The 17,194-nt window shown below is 69.5% G+C and carries 17 protein-coding genes; 15 read left to right on the top strand and 2 right to left on the bottom strand.

Features of this window, described 5'->3' with window-relative positions:
• The first annotated feature begins 65 nt into the window (after positions 1 to 65).
• From ABJF88_02885 to ABJF88_02850, 8 genes are all read left to right on the top strand, one after another.
• Positions 66 to 638 carry a phage holin family protein gene (locus ABJF88_02885; protein ID MEP0545850.1) on the top strand — a complete coding sequence of 191 codons (573 nt, stop codon included), beginning with the start codon at positions 66 to 68 and terminating at the stop codon, positions 636 to 638.
• Positions 639 to 651: 13 nt separating this feature from the next.
• Entirely contained in the window at positions 652 to 1,239 is a 588-nt protein-coding gene (locus tag ABJF88_02880) for a hypothetical protein (protein MEP0545849.1), read from the top strand.
• Between the two features lie 32 nt (positions 1,240 to 1,271).
• Positions 1,272 to 1,712, top strand: coding sequence for a hypothetical protein (locus tag ABJF88_02875; protein ID MEP0545848.1), 441 nt, complete (start codon positions 1,272 to 1,274; stop codon positions 1,710 to 1,712).
• 114 nt (positions 1,713 to 1,826) lie between these two features.
• A complete protein-coding gene (locus ABJF88_02870; protein MEP0545847.1) occupies positions 1,827 to 2,474 on the top strand; it encodes an adenylate kinase in 648 nt (215 codons plus the stop codon).
• 45 nt (positions 2,475 to 2,519) lie between these two features.
• Entirely contained in the window at positions 2,520 to 3,530 is a 1,011-nt protein-coding gene (locus tag ABJF88_02865; GenBank protein MEP0545846.1) for a polyprenyl synthetase family protein, read from the top strand.
• A 45-nt stretch (positions 3,531 to 3,575) separates the two neighbouring features.
• Complete coding sequence (locus ABJF88_02860) at positions 3,576 to 3,845, top strand: HPr family phosphocarrier protein (GenBank protein MEP0545845.1); 270 nt, start codon at positions 3,576 to 3,578, stop codon at positions 3,843 to 3,845.
• A 43-nt stretch (positions 3,846 to 3,888) separates the two neighbouring features.
• Positions 3,889 to 5,697, top strand: a complete 1,809-nt coding sequence (ptsP, locus tag ABJF88_02855; protein ID MEP0545844.1) for a phosphoenolpyruvate--protein phosphotransferase — start codon at positions 3,889 to 3,891, stop codon at positions 5,695 to 5,697.
• Positions 5,698 to 5,790: 93 nt separating this feature from the next.
• Entirely contained in the window at positions 5,791 to 6,834 is a 1,044-nt protein-coding gene (locus ABJF88_02850; GenBank protein ID MEP0545843.1) for a bifunctional phosphoglucose/phosphomannose isomerase, read from the top strand.
• 4 nt (positions 6,835 to 6,838) lie between these two features.
• Here ABJF88_02850 and ABJF88_02845 read toward each other — a convergent pair whose 3' ends face one another.
• On the bottom strand, positions 6,839 to 7,585 hold the full coding sequence (locus ABJF88_02845) for a peptidoglycan recognition family protein (GenBank protein MEP0545842.1): 747 nt from the start codon (positions 7,583 to 7,585) through the stop codon (positions 6,839 to 6,841).
• 138 nt (positions 7,586 to 7,723) lie between these two features.
• Between ABJF88_02845 and ABJF88_02840 the strand changes: the two genes are divergently transcribed.
• Positions 7,724 to 8,332 (top strand): MarC family protein, encoded by a 609-nt coding sequence (locus ABJF88_02840; GenBank protein MEP0545841.1) that lies wholly within the window; start codon positions 7,724 to 7,726, stop codon positions 8,330 to 8,332.
• 198 nt (positions 8,333 to 8,530) lie between these two features.
• Here the strand turns inward: ABJF88_02840 and ABJF88_02835 are convergent, their stop codons facing one another.
• On the bottom strand, positions 8,531 to 9,112 hold the full coding sequence (locus ABJF88_02835) for a sugar O-acetyltransferase (protein ID MEP0545840.1): 582 nt from the start codon (positions 9,110 to 9,112) through the stop codon (positions 8,531 to 8,533).
• Positions 9,113 to 9,838: 726 nt separating this feature from the next.
• On the opposite strand from ABJF88_02835, the gene ABJF88_02830 reads away from it, so the two are divergent.
• From ABJF88_02830 to ABJF88_02805, 6 genes are all read left to right on the top strand, one after another.
• Entirely contained in the window at positions 9,839 to 10,870 is a 1,032-nt protein-coding gene (locus ABJF88_02830) for an integron integrase (protein ID MEP0545839.1), read from the top strand.
• Between the two features lie 129 nt (positions 10,871 to 10,999).
• The gene (locus ABJF88_02825) at positions 11,000 to 13,981 is read left to right on the top strand and encodes a BamA/TamA family outer membrane protein (protein ID MEP0545838.1); all 2,982 of its coding nucleotides are present in this window, start codon (positions 11,000 to 11,002) and stop codon (positions 13,979 to 13,981) included.
• A 133-nt stretch (positions 13,982 to 14,114) separates the two neighbouring features.
• Positions 14,115 to 15,221: a PQQ-binding-like beta-propeller repeat protein gene (locus ABJF88_02820; GenBank protein MEP0545837.1), complete on the top strand. Its 1,107-nt coding sequence runs from the start codon at positions 14,115 to 14,117 to the stop codon at positions 15,219 to 15,221.
• A gap of 2 nt (positions 15,222 to 15,223) precedes the next feature.
• Positions 15,224 to 16,045 carry a PEGA domain-containing protein gene (locus tag ABJF88_02815; protein MEP0545836.1) on the top strand — a complete coding sequence of 274 codons (822 nt, stop codon included), beginning with the start codon at positions 15,224 to 15,226 and terminating at the stop codon, positions 16,043 to 16,045.
• Positions 16,046 to 16,120: 75 nt separating this feature from the next.
• On the top strand, positions 16,121 to 16,567 hold the full coding sequence (locus tag ABJF88_02810; protein MEP0545835.1) for a GatB/YqeY domain-containing protein: 447 nt from the start codon (positions 16,121 to 16,123) through the stop codon (positions 16,565 to 16,567).
• A 5-nt stretch (positions 16,568 to 16,572) separates the two neighbouring features.
• Positions 16,573 to 17,133 (top strand): CvpA family protein, encoded by a 561-nt coding sequence (locus tag ABJF88_02805; GenBank protein ID MEP0545834.1) that lies wholly within the window; start codon positions 16,573 to 16,575, stop codon positions 17,131 to 17,133.
• Positions 17,134 to 17,194 lie beyond the last annotated feature (61 nt).

The raw sequence follows: 17,194 nt of genomic DNA, 5'->3' as shown, positions 1-17,194 counted from the left end.
GCCCCTGATCGCGCCCCGAACGTACTCATCTTCTCGCGCTGCCTCACCCCTCCGCACGTCCCTTCATGGCAACTCCTGATCCTCGTCCGGTCACGGCCCCTCCCGCCCCCGATCTCCCCGACGCTCCGCCCCCGATCTCCCCGCCCCCGCCCGTTCCCGTCCGTGCCGGCGCGCCGCCACCCGTGCTCGACGACGAGCACCTGCTCCCGGTTCACAAGGGGAAAGTGGGCCGCGTCACGGACCACGTGAAAGGCGCGGCGAACAGCCTCACCGACTGGTTCGAGCTGCGGATCGCCCTCCTGAAGCGCGAGGTGAAAGACGAAATCCAGACCGTCAAGGATCAGGCGGCGGAGATGGGGAAGGCCTACGGGGCCGTCGCCGTCCTCGCCCTCGTCTCGGCCGTCGTCGCCCTGTTTGTGGCCGGCTTCCTATTCAGCGCGTTGTGGGGACTCTTGCTCGGCGACGAAGCCGAACTGTGGTCGCTCACGCTCGGGTTCTTCACCCTCATGCTCCTCTTCGTGATCGGTACGCTCGTGGCACTCCGCCGAGCGAAGCGAATGCAGAAGAAGCTCCCCCTCTTCAGCGGCGACGAGCCCGCCCCCGTTACGGACCGCCACGCAGCGCCTTCCACACCCTGACTCTCTGCTCCACATGGACGACCTGAAGAAGAAAACGCTCACCCAGCACGAACTCCGGGCCGAGTTAGACACGCGTAAGACCCTGCTCGACTATCACCTCTCCGGGATTAAGAGCGAGATGACTGTGGCCGATGTAAACGTCGGTGGTCGGCCGGTGCTGGATTACGTACGCGAAAAGCCGCTCGTGGCAGCGGGCGTCGCCGTCGGCGTCGGCGTGGTGGCGGGGCTCGTGACCGGGTTGCTCGGCCGCGAAGCGCCGGAGGAGCCGAGCGACTACGACCTGCTGATGGGGGCGTACCTCAACGACCTTATGGACGACGCCGGTTCGCGCGTTCGGCGCGGTCAGAACAGCGAGGCGGCGCTCCGCCAAGCGCTACAGCGGCGCGCTCCGGTCGTCGTGATGGAAGCGCCGGAAGAGCCGGTGAAAGAGCGGGCAAGCTCTATATTTAGCGTGCTGATCAATACGGCACTGGGCTTCGGCGTTAAGCTGGCGATGGACCGGATGGCGCAGCAGTTGACGGGTGAGGACGAGATCGTCGACGCCATGAAGCACGCCTCCGAAGCGGCACACGACCATCCGCCGGCCGTCGCTACGTACTGAGCCTTAACTATTCCACCCCTTTCGCCTCCACCATGCCTGCCGTCGCGCTCGTCTTCCTCCTCGTCCTCATCGTCGCCGGCGGCGTGTTGATGTGGGAGGCGCGCACGGGGCAGTTCACGGCCGCGACCCCGCGCCGTGAGGCGTGGCGCGGCGCGTTCTTCTTCCTCGCGACCGTGGCGGGCGGCGCGCTGCTCGTGCGGTCGATGGGGGGGACGGTGCTGCTCGCGCTGGCGTTCATCCCGGTGACGGTGCTGAGCCTGATGCGCTTCGTCGCCCTCACGCGGCGTCGGTGGGTGGGCGCGGTGCCGGTGATCGCGATGGCCGTGGCGCTCTTCCTCGGGCTCTCGCTCAGCCTCCGTGCCCTCCCCGAGCCCATCAACGAGGGGTATTTCCTGGAGCACATCTTCCACCTCGACAGCGGGACGTCCCCCGAGAGCATCGACCCGGACGCGCGCCGGTCCGTGCGGATGTGATCGCGGCGCACGGGCTCGGGATTCGGGTTGAGTGCCGGGCTGCGGAGGGCTATCTTCACCGGCCCACGCCGGCCGAAGGTCGGCCTCTACCTCGACGATCAACTTCCACGTCCCATGCGCCTTGTTCTGTTCGGGCCGCCGGGAGCCGGTAAGGGCACCCAGGCCCGGCGGCTGACCGAGCGGTTCACCCTCCGGCAGATCTCCACCGGCGACCTCTTCCGCACCGCGCTCCGCGAGGAGACGCCCGTCGGCCTCGAAGCGAAGCGCTACCTCGACGCGGGCAAGCTCGTGCCCGACGCCGTCGTGAACCGCATGGTGGAGGGCGCCCTCGATGCGCTCGGCCACGACGGGTTCATCCTCGACGGCTTCCCGCGCACCGTCGAGCAGGCCGAGTGGCTCCTCCGCTTCCTCGACGCGCATGACGCACCGCTCGACGCCGTGTTGAGTCTGAAGGTCGATCCCGAGCGCATCGTGCAGCGCCTCTCGCGCCGCCGCACCGACCGCGAGACCGGCGAGATCTACCACCTCGACTTCAACCCGCCCCCGCCGCACATTCCCGCCGACCGCCTCCTGCACCGCTCCGACGACCAGCCCGACGCCATCCGCACGCGGCTCGGCGTCTACGAGGACGAGACGCGGCCCGTCGAGCAGGTCTTCCGCGGCCGCGTCCCGTTCTTCGAGATCGACGGCATCGGCGAGATCGACGAGGTGCAGCAGCGCGTCGAACACGCCCTCGGCGAAGCCGAAGTGCGCGGCGTGTAGCCTCTCCCGATCTCCCTGCCTGCATTCCCTCACCCGCGCCGCTCCGTGTCCTCCTCTTCCTCCACCACGCTCGCCGCTCCCGACGCGTCGGAGCACATCGGCCGGCTCACCGACACGGTGAACCGCGGGCTCGCCGCCCTCGCGCTGCCCGCTGAGCCCGCGCGGCTGTACGAGCCTGTGCGCTACGTGCTCGACGGCGGCGGGAAGCGGCTCCGGCCCGCGCTCCTCCTCCTCGCCGCCGAGGTCTTCGACGTGCCCACCGAGCGGGCGCTCCCCGCCGCCCTCGCCGTCGAGGTGTTCCACAACTTCACGCTCGTCCACGACGACATCATGGACCACGCCGAGGAGCGGCGCGGCCGCCCCTCCGTTCACATCCTCTGGGACGAGAGCACGGCGATCCTCGCCGGCGACCTCATGATGGGGATGGCGTACGACCTCCTCGCGCAGACCGAGACCGACCGGCTCGCCGACCTCATCCGCGTCTTCCACCGCATGGTGGCGCGGCTCTGCGAGGGGCAGGCGCTCGACGAGCAGTTCGAGACCGAGGGCGAGGTGACGGTCCCGCGCTACCTCGACATGATCGACCGGAAGACGGGGGCGCTCCTCGAAGCCGTGCTCGAACTCGGCGGGCTGATCGGCGGGGCAGACGCGGAGGAGCGCGCGAAGCTCGCCGAAGCCGGCCACGCTTTCGGCCGGGCCTTCCAGATTCAGGACGACTTGCTGGACTTGACGGCCGACGACGAGCAGTGGGGCAAGACGATCGGCGGCGATTTGATGGAGGGGAAGAAGACCTTCCTGCTCCTCCGCGCCCTCGAACGCGCCGGAGGCGATGAGCGCGCGTGGTTCCGCCGCATCGTCACCGATGGTGGGTTGCCCGAAGCCGACATCGCCGAGGCGCGGCGCCGGATGGACGCGCTCGGTGTGCTCGATGAGGCCCGCACCGAAGTGCTCCGACATTACGACATCGGCGAGCGGGCCGTGCGTGCGCTCCCGGCAGGGTCCGGCCGCGACGGGCTGCTCTGGATCGCAGGTCGCATGGCCCGGCGCGTGCGGTGATCCCTCTTCTTATCTCGACTTTTTGCCCGGCCCGTGTGGCCTGCTATGATCGAACGTGACGTCACCGTCCGCAACAAAGCGGGCATCCACACCCGCCCGGCCTCGATGGTCGTGCGGACCGCATCGAAGTTCAAATCCGAGTTCTACATCCGCACCGACGGGTACGAGATCAACGGCAAGAGCATCATCGGCGTGATGACGCTCGCGGCCGAGCAGGGCGCCGTCCTCACGCTCATCTTCGATGGGGACGACGAGGCCGCCGCCGTCGAAGCGATGACCGAGCTGTTCAACAACGGCTTCGGCGAGCCGATCTGATCCGCCGCCCGCCCGCTCCACTCCCCGCAACCCGTATCCACTCGTGCCCGAAGACCCTGCACATTCCATCTCAGAACTGTCCGACGAACGCGCTGCCGCGGGCGAGCGCATGGTCGAGGGCGTCGGCGTCGCGCCGGGCATCGCGATCGGGACGGCGATGGTCTTCGCCGGGGAGTCGTTCCGGGCGTCGAAGCGGCGCGTGGATGGGGACGAGGCCGAGGAAGAGCTCGCTCGGTTCGAGCGGGCCGTGCAGCGCGCCGAGCGCGAGTTGAACAAGATCGCGACGTTCGCCCGCGAGAAACTCGGCGAGAGCAGCGCAGAGATCTTCCACGCGCAGACGCTGATCCTCCGCGACCCCGAGCTGCACGACGACGTGGCGGCGCTCATCCGCGACGAGAACTACGGCGCCGATTTCGCCGCGCAGACCGTCTTCGACCACATCCGGCAGCGGATGGCGGGGAGCCAGAGCGAGTACCTCCGCGAGCGCGCGAATGACCTCGTGGACGTGCAGAACCGGCTCCTCCGCAATCTCCAGCAGAGCAAGGCCTTCGCCCGCATCGAGCACGAGCGGATCGTCGTGGCCGAGAACCTCACGGCGGCGGACATCCTTCTCTTCAGCCGCCGCAACATCCTCGGCTGCGCCCTCGACTTCGGCGGGCCGACGTCCCACGTATCGATCATGGCCCGCGCCCTCGGCGTGCCGGCCGTCGTCAGCCTCCACGGCTTCTCGCAGACCGTCGAGGGCGGCGAGACGATCATCCTCGACGGCTTCTCCGGCCGCGTCACGCTCAACCCGACCGAGGAGACGCTCGCGGCCTATCGCGAGCGCGACGCCGTGTACCGGCGTGGGCTCGAAGCGCGGCAGGAGCTCGTCCCGCTCCCGGCCGAGACGAAGGACGGCCACCGCATTGCGCTCCGTGCGAACGTCGAGCTCGAAGAGGAGCTCCCGCTGCTCCAGCGCTACGGCGCCGAAGGCATCGGCCTCTTCCGCACCGAGATGCTGCTGCTCGCGAAGGGCCGGCCCATCGACGAAGAGGAGCAGCTCGCCGTCTACCAGTCCGCGCTCCGCGCCACGCGCCCGCACCCGACGACGTTTCGCCTCATCGACCTCGGCGGAGACAAGCTGCTCCCGATGGCGCACCGCGAGCACAACCCGTTCCTCGGCTGGCGCGGCATCCGCATCCTCCTCGACAAGCCCGACCTCCTCCGCCCGCAGCTCCGCGCGATCCTCCGCGCCGCCGCCGAAGGCCCCGCCCGCATCCTCCTCCCGATGGTGTCGGCGCTCGACGAGGTCAAGCGCTTCCGCGCGCTGATGGACGACGCCGTGGCCTCGCTCGAGCGCGACGGGCTCGCGTACGAGGCAGACGTCGACGTGGGGATCATGGTCGAGGTGCCGTCGGTGGCGCTCACGCTCGACCGGTTCGCGTCGGAGGTGGACTTCTTCTCGATCGGCTCGAACGACCTCACGCAGTTCACGCTCGCCGTGGATCGCGGCAACGACCTCGTCGCCAACCGCTACGCCGAGCTGCACCCGGCCGTGCTCAGCCTCATCGAGCTGACGGCGAAGGCGGGCGCGCGGCACGGCATCTCGGTGAGCCTCTGCGGCGAGATGGCGAGTAACCCCCGCGTCGCCCCGCTCCTCATCGGGCTCGGGCTGACGGAGCTGAGCGTGTCGCCGGCATTCCTGCTCGACGTGAAGCGCGCCATCCGCTCGTGCTCCAAGAAGAAGATGACCGCGCTCGCCGAGGTCGCCCTGGAGCAACCCGACGCGCAGTCCGTCATCACGCTCCTCAACACGTGGCTGCGCGAGCACGTCCCCGAACTCGCCGCCTTCTTCGACGGCGACTCGTAAGGCGTGAGGCACATTGCGCGGCGTCGCGCACGTCCCCGTAGAGACGCAGCATGCTGCGTCTCTACCTCCAATTCGAATCCTGATGCCAACGCTATGCAAGACCTGATTGACCGGCTCGACCCTGCCGACATGTTCGGTGCCGTCCGCGCCTTTCCCGACCACGTCCGCGAAGGTTGGACCCGCGCCGCTGACTTCATCGCCGCCCACCGCGCCGCCGACCTCCGGCAGGTCGTGATCGTGGGGATGGGCGGCTCTGCGATCGGCGGGGACCTCGTGCGGACGTACTGCCGCGACACGTCGCCCGTCCCCATCTCCGTCGTCCGCGACTACACGCTCCCGGCGTCGGTGGGCGAGGGGACGCTCGTGATCGCGTCGAGCTATTCGGGCGGGACGGAAGAGACGCTCTCGGCGTTCGATGCAGCGAGGGAGCGCGGCGCGGATATCTACGTCATCACGTCCGGCGGCGAGTTACAAGACCGCGCCGAGCGCGATGGGCTCCCGCACGTCGTCATCCCCGGCGGGCTCCAGCCCCGCGCCGCCCTCGGCTACTCGCTCGGCGCGCTCCTCCGCATGGCGAACAAGCTCGGCCTCTGCGACGTGTCCGACGCCGAGTACACCGAAGCCCTCGACGTCGTCGACGCCGGCGCTGCCGAGTACGCCGACACCGACGGGAACGAGGCGCTCGACCTCGCCCGCGCGCTCGAAGGCACGATCCCCGTCGTGTACACGGGGCCGGGGCTGATGCAGGCCGTCGGCGTGCGGTGGATGAACCAGATCCACGAGAACGCCAAGCAGCTCGCCTTCGGGAACGTCTTCGCCGAGTTAAACCACAACGAGGTGATGGGGTGGGAGTCCGCCCCCGACGACCTCCGCGGCCGGCTCCACGTCCTCGTCCTCCGCGACGCCGCCGACCACCCGCAGATCCAGCGGCGGATGGACGTGACGCGCGACCTCCTCGCGGGCGATGCGGCGGGCTGGACCGAGATCTCGTCGCGCGGCGAGAGCAAGCTGGCGCGGATGCTCTCGATGATTCAGCACGGCGACTTCGTGTCGTACTACCTCGCCATGCTCGTCGGCGTGGACCCGACGCCGGTCGAGACGATCCAGCAACTCAAGCGGACTCTCGCCGAGGCGTGAGGGCTCAGTCAGCGGCGCGCAGCCGGTCGAGTTCAGCGGCGATGCGCTGGAGGCCTTCGCCGCGGGTGCCGCGTTGGCGGGTCGGTCCCCGGAACCAGTCGTAGAAGCGCTGGCCGGGGCAGTCGGTGAAGACGGCGACCTCGCGGTGGAAGTAGACGTCGTCGGTGGAGAGGCCGTGCTCGTAGAGCTTCGCCGCGGCGAGCCGGACGATGGCGTCCCGCGCCTCGGGCGTCGGCAGCCGCTCGCTGTAGTCGCCGAGGACGGAGATCAGGAGGTGGCCCGCCGAAGCGCCGGGGCGGGTCACCTCCTGCCCGTCGGGGCCGAGCGGGATCGCGGCCGTCGTCTGCCCGAGGTCGTTCTGCGGCGCGGCCGACCACTGCGCGGGTGTGAGGTACACCGTCCCGCTCGACGGGGCGAAGCGCTCGGCGCGGCCCTCGTAGATCGCGCCCGACGGGCCGATGAGGTAGTGGTACGCGATGTCGCCCCATGCGTGATCGACCTCCTGGTGCCCGCGCTGGATGCTGCGCAGGTGCGTCGCCTCCTCGATGGAATCCGGCGTGGCCGTGTGGTGGATCGTCACAAAGCGGACCGCGCCCGTCGGGGTCATCCGCTCGGCGATGTCCGGCTGGGCGCCCCACGCGGTACGCGGCACGATCACCGGTGCGTTGTCCGAGGTCGGAGACGCGATCTCGGGACGGCAGGACCCGAGCGCGAGCGTGAGGAGGCAGAGCGTGCCGAGGGCGATGCGCATCAGAGCGGCGGCGGAAAGGGGAGGGCAGGCAGCGGAAGCTACGGATGCGCGTCGTGTCGGCGCCGCGCGGTACTTTGCCTTCGCCCTTCGACGGCGGCCCCGCCCGCCGCTCGGTCCCTCCACGTTTCGCCCGCCCGCATGTTCGAGCAAGGCGTATCGGTGCTCTCGGCAGCCATCGTCCTCCTCTTCGTGATGGACCCGCTCGGCAACACGCCGCTCTTCCTCACGCTGCTGAAGGACATCGAGCGGCGGCGGCGGCGCTACATCATCGTCCGCGAGTTGCTCATCGCGCTCGCGATCCTGCTCGCGTTCCTCTTCTTCGGGCAGGGTTTGTTGAACCTCCTCGAACTGGAGCAGGAGTCCGTCACGATCGCGGGCGGCATCGTGCTCATGATCATCGGCATGCGGATGATCTTCCCGACGAAGGAAGGCGTGATGGGGGATCAGGGCGGCGGCGAGCCGTTCATCGTCCCGCTCGCGATCCCGCTCATCGCCGGGCCGTCGGCACTGGCGACGCTCATCCTCATGGTCCGCAGCGACCCCAGCGCGATGGGGAAGTGGCTGCTCGCGCTGCTGCTGGCGTGGGGGGCGTCGGCGGCGGTCATCCTCGCCGCACCGTTCCTCTACGGGCTGCTCAAAGACCGGGGGCTCTCGGCGCTAGAGCGGCTGATGGGGATGCTCCTCGTGATGATCGCTGTGCAAATGCTCGTCACCGGGATCAAGACGGCGTTCGAATTGGGAGGGTGAAGCGGAGGGCAAAGGATCTCTTGAGGCGAAACGCCTGCTCAGCAGAGTTCCCTCGGCAAACTCGGGATGACAGGGAGGTCGGACTTGGTGAGCTTCTCACCAGAGCAGGGGCCGCTCAACCGCGAAGCAGCAGCGCCGACATCCGGACGAGCAAGGACGCTGACGCCCCTCATAGGCTTGACGCGGCAGGTAACGCGGTCAGAGGTGCCGAATGACCCGGGCCGGGCTACCTACTGCGACGACGTTCGCCGGCAGGTCACGGACGACGACCGCGCCCGCGCCTACCACCGTGTTCTCGCCGATGGTGACCCCGGGGCATACGATAACGCCGCCGCCAAGCCACACGTTGTCCCCGATGGCGACCGGCTCCGAGCCCTCCCACTTCGCCCGCCTCGGCCCCGCCTCCAGCGGGTGCGTCGCAGTAAGGAGTTGAACGTTCGGGCCGATCTGGACATCGTCGCCGATCGTAATCCGGCCCACGTCGAGGGCGACGAGCCCCCAGTTAGCGAACGTGCGGGCCCCGATGTGCGTCCGGTAGCCGTAGTCGCAGCGGAAGGGCGGGCGGATGACCGTGTCGGTACCGACGGAGCCGAGCAATTCGCGGAGGAGTCGGCCGCGCCCCTCGTGGTCGTCGCCGGCGGTAGCGTTGTACTGCGCCGTCAGCACGGAGGCCCGATCGCTCTCCCGCTTGAGGTCGGGGTCGTCGGCGATGTACTGGTCCCCGGCGAGCATGCGGTCGCGGTTGGATCGGCCGTCCGGCTGGAAGCGTGGGTCCTTCATCTCGGCAGGTTGAGTAGGAGCATCTAGCCAGGAACCGGCTGAATGCCTCCTTCGCCGCATAACAGTGTGGGCGTTCAGCCGCGCACCGCGGCGCGACCGTGAACGGAAGCAAGGTAGGCTCGGCGCCGTTAGCGGGCAAAACCGTGACGCGGTGCGTCGGCCTGCGACGCCGGGTTCTGCCGCCCACGAGCATAGTGCTGGCGCGGGTTTACTCATTGAGCCAGCTCACGCCTTTGGCACTCACTTCGAGGTACGGAGTCCGTCGAACCTGACGCCACGGACGCGAGGAGTCGTCGTACTCAACGATCACATAACGACGACCGCACGTCCGCCAACTCGTACACGGGCACTGGTTCGGTTCTTGGTCCCACGGCACGGCAGCCCGGCGTTCGAGTTCGGACCGAGCTTCCGCTAGCGAAGCGTACTCGCCCTGGTGCTCGGCATGGAACTCGTCATCGATTACGAATAAGCGAGACATGAGCGCGTGGCCGATTCGGTCGAAGGCCGCAGAACTAGTATTAGAGGGTCCCGGGGCGTGATGTAAAGCGCCCACGGGCCGCATAATACGAACGGGGTTACAAACGGGAGCGGCCCGGCGTCTATGGAGTATCTGGCTTCCAGCACCCTACGGGCCTCCCCGCGCCCGCCGTTCGTGTCCCGAGCTGAAGGGTCTGCCGCGAGGATCACGCCTCCGGGCCGCATAAAACCATAACGCTCCGGCACGCTATGGACTCCGCCCCGCTCCCCGACGCCGCCGCGCCCCGGCTCCTCGACCTCGTCCGCCTCGCCTGTCGGCTCCGACACTACAGCTACCGGACGGAGCAGGCGTATACCGGCTGGGTCCGCCGCTTCTGCCGCTACCACCGCGACGGCCGCGGCCGCCCGCGCCATCCAGCGACGATGCGCGAGCCCGAGGTCACCGCCTTTCTCACACACCTCGCCGTAGACCGTCACGTTGCCGCCTCGACGCAGAACCAGGCCCTTGCGGCGCTCCTCTTCCTCTACGACGCGGTGCTCGGTGCCCCGCTCGGCCCCCTCGGCGACGAGGCCGCCGACGGCCCCCGGGCGCTCGTCCGGGCCAAACGTCCGCGCCGGCTCCCCGTCGTGCTCACCCGGGAGGAGGTGGAGCGCGTGCTGACTCACCTGCGCGGGACGCACCGGCTCATCGCCATGCTCCTCTACGGCTCCGGCCTTCGGCTCACCGAGGCGCTCCGCCTCCGGGTCAAAGACCTCGACTCCGGCTATGCCCACCTCGTCGTCCGCGACGGGAAGGGGGGGAAGGACCGCATCACGGTCTTCCCCGAGGCAGTGCACGAGCCGGTGGAGCGGCACCTCGGCCGTGAGCGACTCCGCTACGAGGCCGAACTCGACGAGGGCACCGCGACGGTCTCGCTCCCCGGTGCGCTGGAGCGGAAGTATCCGAACGCAGCGACCGAATGGGGCTGGCGCTACGTGTTCCCGGCCGCGCAGCCCTCCGTGGACCCGAGAAGCGGGCGGGAGCTGCGCCACCACCTCGGGCCGAGCGCGGTGCAACGGGCCGTACGGCGGGCCGCACGCCGAGCGGAGATCGCGAAGCCCGTCTCGCCGCACGTCTTCCGGCACTCCTTCGCCACGCACCTCCTCGCGCGAGGGGCCGACATCCGCACGGTGCAGGAGCTGCTCGGCCACGCCAGCGTCAACACGACGATGGTCTACACCCACGTCCTCAACCGGGGCGGGCTCGGCGTCGTGAGCCCGCTCGACGCGCTGCGGCTCTGAACGCGCCGACAGGGGGCCCGCGCCGGAACGGTAGCCCCGGCGCGGCGTGGCATCTAGAGGGCGGAAACGAATGGCCTTGACGCGAGCCGTCGGCTGCCCTATCGTCTGCGTGCCCTCGCCCCCGATCCGATGCCCCGACGCCTCCGACACGCGCTCTCCCGCCTCGCGCTCGCCCTCGCGCTGCTGCTCCCGGCCGCGTGGCTCGCCACGGCGCCCGCCCTCGCGCAGTACCACTTCTACTACGGCCGCAATAAGATCCAGTACGAGGGGTTCGACTGGCACGTCCTCCGCACGGACCACTTCGACATCTACTACTACCCCGAGATGCAGGCGCTCGCCGAGCACGGCGCGCACTTCGCCGAGGAGGCCTATGGCGAGCTGGAGAACAAGTTCGACTTCTCCCTCAACCACCGCGTCCCCCTCATCTTCTACTCGTCGAACCTCCACTTCAAGCAGACGAACATCACGCCGGGCTTCATCCCCGACGGCGTCGGCGGGTTCTTCGAGTTCCTCAAAGGGCGCGTCGTGATCCCGGCGAACGGCAACATCCACCGCTTCCGCCGCGTGATCCGGCACGAGCTCGTCCACGTGTTCACCTACTCCAAGCTCACGCGGGTGATGCGCGACCACCGCCGCCCGCTCGACGGCGTCCCGCCGCTGTGGTTCACCGAGGGGCTGGCCGAATACTGGAGCGGCGAGCCGGACTTCCAGCACGAGATGGTCCTCCGCGACGCCGTCGCGAGCAACTACTTCGTCCCGCTCGAAAACCTCGACCGCATCTACGGCACGTACCTCATGTACAAGGAGGGCGAGGCCGCCTGCCGCTTCATCGCTGAGACCTACGGCGAGGAGAAGCTCCTCCGCCTCCTCGAAGAGTTCTGGCGCGACCCCGATTTCCGCAAGGTGATGGAGACGGTGCTCCGCGTGGACTACCGCGACCTCTCGGATCAGTGGACGGCGTGGGTGCAGGAGCAGTACTTCCCCAAGCTCGACGAGGCCACGCCGCCGACGCTCGTCTCCGAGGCCGTCACCGCGCGCGGCTTCAGCGGCAAGCCCGCGTTCTACCAGCACGCCGACGGCCGCCGCGAGATCGTCTTCGTCGGCAACCGCGACGGGTACATGAACCTCTTCGCCGTCGAGGTGGACGCCGAGGGCGAGCCGCTCGACGAGCCGCGCGTGCTCGTCGAGGGCGAGCGGAGCGGGCGGTTCGAGGCATTCCACTTCTTCGAGAGCCGGATGGACGTCAGCCCCGACGGCAAGCTCGCCTTCGTCACGCAGAGCGGCGAGGCCGACGTGATCCACGTCTACGACCTCGCCCGCGACGCATTCGAGACGACCTACCGCTTCGACGACCTCATCGCAGTCTACTCGCCGTCGTGGGACCCCACGGGCACCCGCCTTGCCTTCACGTCGATCGACATGAGCGGCTTCGCCGACCTCTACACCTACGACACTACGACCGACGCCCTCCGCAAGCTGACCAACGACGCCTACGACGACCGCGACCCCGCGTGGAGCCCCGACGGCGAGCGGCTCGCGTTCTCCTCCGACCGCACCGACTTCGGCGAGGACGGGGCGTACAACATCTTCTCGCTCACGCTCGCTACGGGCGCGGTGGACTACGTCACGTACGGCGAGCAGGTCGACCTCTCGCCCGCGTGGAGCCCCGACGGCGAGCGGCTCGTCTACATCTCGTCGCGGCGCGGCGAGGACGGGAAGTTCAGCGGGCAGGACCTCTGGGTGGCCGACATGCGCCGCCCGCCCGGCGAGCCGGCCGAGATCGCGCTCGTGGATGCCGGCGACCCGGTCGCGTTGCCCGAGACGGCGCGGGAGGAGACGCAGCTCACCGCGTTCACGGGGGCCGCCTTCGACCCCGTGTGGACCGACGACGACGACCTCCTCTTTGCCACGATCGAGGACTCGCGCTTCACGATCCGCCGCGCCCCCGCCGACTCGCTCATCCTCGCGCCGCGCCGCCGCGCTGTCGTCGGGCTCGCGGACCGCGCCGACGCCGAGCCGTGGGCGTACGGCCGCCTCCGGGTGCAAGACGAGGAACGCCGCCAGCCCTACCGCAAGTCGTACACGCTCGACGCCGCGCAGGGCGCGCTCTCCACGAACCCGGTGTGGGGCACGAGCGGCGGCGCCGTGCTCGCCTTCTCTGACCTCCTCGGCAACGACCAGATCTACGTCTCGGCCTACAGCACGCGCGTCCCCGGCCGCTCGTTCGTCGACGGGCTCAACGCCTCCGTCACCCGGATCCACCTCGGCCGCCGCGCCAACTACGGCTACGGCGTCTACCGCTACAGCGGCCAGCGCTACGACCTCACCGACCCCGACGCCGCCGATGTCTACCCCGTGTTCTTCGAGCAGCTCGTCGGCGTGGTCGGGCTCGTGAGCTACCCGATCTCGAAGTTCCAGCGCGTCGACGTCCAGTCCTCGTTCAACTACGACCGGAAAGAGATCTTCATCAGCGACATCGACCGCGAGGCGTTCCTCCTCTCGAACGCGATCGGCGTCACGCACGACAACGCGCTCTACGACTACAACGGCCCCATCGACGGGTGGAAGGCGAACGTGACGGCGGCCTATACCACCGACGTCCGCTTCTCGAACGTGAGCTACTACACCCTCACCGCCGACGCTCGCCACTACCTCCGCATCGTGCCCGGCGTGACCTTCGCCTCATGGGGGCTCGTGCGGACGAACGTCGGGCGGGAGGCGCGGCTGTCGCTACTCGGCGGGAGCTGGGACCTCCGCGGCTTCCCGCTCTTCCGCGTCCGCGGGCGCAACATGTGGTTCACCTCGCAGGAGCTCCGCTTCCCGATTCTCGAACGCCCGAGCGCGTACATCCCGCTCCTCGCGCCGTTCGGCATCGTGAACCTCCGCGGCGCCCTCTTCGCCGACGCCGCCCACGTCTGGAACGATGACTACGACCAGCGCCAGCCGCAACTCTACGCGGGGAGCGACCTCGGCGCGGTCGGTGTCGGCCTGCGGATGAACCTCTTTGGCGGCTTCATCCTCCGCTACGACACCGGCTACCGCTTCCTCGACGGCCTCCAGTGGTCCGAGCGCGACCGGTTCTCGTCCTTCTTCTTCGGCTACAACTTTTAATGCGATGAGCGGACGAGCGGACGAGCGGAAGAGCGGAAGAGCGACGGCGTTTCGCCACGTCTCGGCGTTGGGTCGCCCCCTTTCTTTCCTCGTTTCCTTCTTCCTCACTTCCGCTCTTATAACTGGCTGCAGCGTGCTCCAACTCAGCGCGCCCCTCCGCGTGCAAGACGGCGATTGGACGACGGAGGGCGGCTCGAACGCCCGCGCGAACGCGACCGAGCAGACGCTCGCGCTTCCGCTCGACGAGGTCTGGGACTACGATGCCGACGGCGCGTTCGGCCCGGCCGCCGCCGTCGTCGCCGACGATGTGGTGATCGTGGTGACGCGGAAGGGAGAGGTTCGCGTCCTCGGCCTCGAAGACGGACGGAAGCGCGGCAGCGTGGACCTCCGCGAGCCCATCGAGGGCGCGCCCGTCGTGACGAACCGGATGCTCTACGCGCCCGTCGCGGCGGGCAAGCGGACGATCGTCGCGCTCGACTTCGTGGACGGACGGCGGGTGTGGTCGCTCCGCGTCGGACCGCACGACGCCGGCCTCCTGCTCGATAACAACACGCTCGTCGCCGCCGGGCGCGACGGCACCGTCCGCGGCATCGACCCGGCCGACGGGACCGCCCGCTGGCAGACGACGCCGGATTCGCTCGCGAGCTTTTTCGCCACACCCGTCGCGCTGCACGACGCCGTCATTGTCGCTGACGACCGGGGTCGCGTGACGACGCTCGACCTCGCCACCGGCGCCGTTCGGTGGACGCGCGAGCTCGGCATCCCTGTCTATGCGTCGCCCGCCGTGCACGGGGGCCGGCTATTCGTCCCGACGACGCGGGGCCGCTTCGTCACGCTCGACGCGGCGACGGGCGAGCCGGGCTGGAGCGCCGAGGCCGAGAGCGACGAGGTGCGGTTCAGCGCCCCGGCCGTCGACGACGCGCTCGTCGTCGTGGGCGCGAGCGACGGGCGGCTGCGGGCGTTTGACCCCGCCACGGGCCGCGCGGTGTGGACCTTCCTCGCCGACGGCAACTTCGCCGCCGCCCCGCTCCTCGCCGGCGATGTCGTCTTCGCCGGATCGCTCGACGAGCACGTCTACGCCTTCGACCGCGCTACCGGCGACGTGCTCTGGCAGCACGAACTCGACGGCCGTGTCAAGTCGACGCCGATCGTGCACGGCGACCGGCTGATCGTCCTCGCCGAGCCGCGCCACGTCCACGTCTTCGCGCCGGCCTCGCCGGTCGCCGCAAGCAACGAGTAGCCATGCGCAGACTCCTCCCGTTCCTCACCCTCTTCGCCTTCGCGGTGACTGCGCCAGCTTCGGCGCAAGAAGCGGTCGCCGAGTCGGACTCTGCGACCGTCGCGCCGCTGCCGCTCGGCACCGTCGTCGTCGAGACGAACCTGCCGGACGGGATGATCTACGCCGGGGAGACGCCCCTCGGCCCGGCCGAGGCCGCCCTGTTCGAGCTCGCGCCGGGCGCGCACGTCCTCACGCTCCGCGAAGCCGCGCCCGAGGCGTGGCAGCGGCGGACCGCCGAGGCATCGGTGGAGGTCCGTGCCGGGGAGACGGTGACGGTACGACTCGACGTGCCGTACCGCTACCGCGTCGAGAGCTTCCCCTACGGCGCGACCGTGACCCTCGAAAGGGAGGAGGAAGCACAGGTTCTAGGCGAGACGCCGCTCGACCTCTCCGTGGAGCGCCCGCTCGACGGCGTGCTCGTCGTCCGCAAGCCCGGTTACGCGACGGCCGAGCAGACGCCGGGCGAGGCCGCCGACAACCGCTACAGCCTCGTGCTCCGGCCCCTCGATTTCGCGGCGGAAACGACGGGCGAGGTGGGGCTGCAAGAGAGGCGGAAGCCGAACACGTGGATCGACGTCGCCGCCGTCAGCCTCGCGCTCGGCGCGGGCGCCGTCGCCGTCTACTACAAGTTCAAAGGCGACGACGAGTACGACGCCTACGCCCGCTCCGGTGGCGACCCCGCGCTGCGGAACGACTTCGAACGCTACGACACGTACTCCGCGATCGCGCTCGGAGCGATGCAGGTCGGCATCGGCGTCTTCGCCATCCGCCTCGTGCTGCGATAACGGGCGGGGAACGCGCGGCGGCGCGGGATCGGGCGTAGTTTCGGGGGTACGTTCCTATTCCGAACCGCCCCCATTATGGACTTGAAAGAACAGCTCGAACGCGACCTCAAAGACGCGATGCGGGCGAAGGACCAGACCCGGCTCCTCACGATCCGCTCGATCCGCTCCGCCATCATCGAGAAGGAGAAGGAGGGCACCGGGCCCGTCAGCGATGACGATCTCGCCGCGATCGTGCAGAAGCAGGCCAAGCAGCGCCGCGACGCCATGCAGCAGTACGACGACGCGGGCCGCGACGACCTCGCGCAGAAAGAGCGCGACGAGCTCGCCATCCTCGCCCACTACCTCCCGAAGCAGCTCTCCGACGCCGATATTCACCGCACCGTACAGGACATCGTCACGCGCACGGGCGCGACGTCGATGAAGGACATGGGCCGCGTGATGGGCGAGGTGATGAGTGAGCTCAAAGGGCAGGCGGACGGCAACCGGGTCCGCGTCGTCGTGCAGAACCTGCTCAAAGCCTGAGCGTGATGGGCGATCTACCGTGGCTCGACGTGGGGATCGGGCTCGTCGTCGGGCTCGGCGTCTGGCGCGGGCTGCGGACGGGCGCGCTCCGCCAACTCGTCGGGACGGTCGGGCTCGTGGTGGCACTCTTCGCTGGGGCGCTGCTGATGCGGCCCGTCGGGGACCTCGTCGTGGGGAGCCTCGGGCTCGCGGACCGGCTCGCGCCGCTACTTGGCTTCGTCGTCACGTTCGCGGCCGTGCTCGGCGCGGCGGCGGTCGTGGCGCAGCTCCTCAAGAAAACGCTGGTCGCGCTCCGGCTCGGCGCGCTCGACCGGGTCGCGGGCGCGGGCGTGGGCGGGCTCCGCGCGGCGCTGGGGCTCAGCGTGCTGCTCCTGCTCACCGGGCCCCTCGTGGTGCCAGGGCGGGGCGGGCTCCTCTTCGGGACCGAGACGCGCGAGAAGTCGGTGCTGTACGAGCCCGTGCGGGCGCTCGCTCCGCTCACGTGGGACGCCTTCCGCTTCGTCCTCCCCGGGCTCCAGACTCATCTCGCCGACGCTTTCGCAGCGGGCGGCGGCGCCGAACAATAGCTTGCGCCGAGCGCCCGGCGTGCCATGCCGTTGACAGGCCCGATAGATAGACTTCACGCTG

This window comes from Rhodothermales bacterium, from assembly GCA_039944855.1.
Taxonomy (GTDB): domain Bacteria; phylum Bacteroidota; class Rhodothermia; order Rhodothermales; family JANQRZ01; genus JBBSMX01.
The sequence above is the reverse complement of the archived record's forward strand: the minus strand, read 5'-3'. Positions and strand labels throughout refer to the sequence as shown.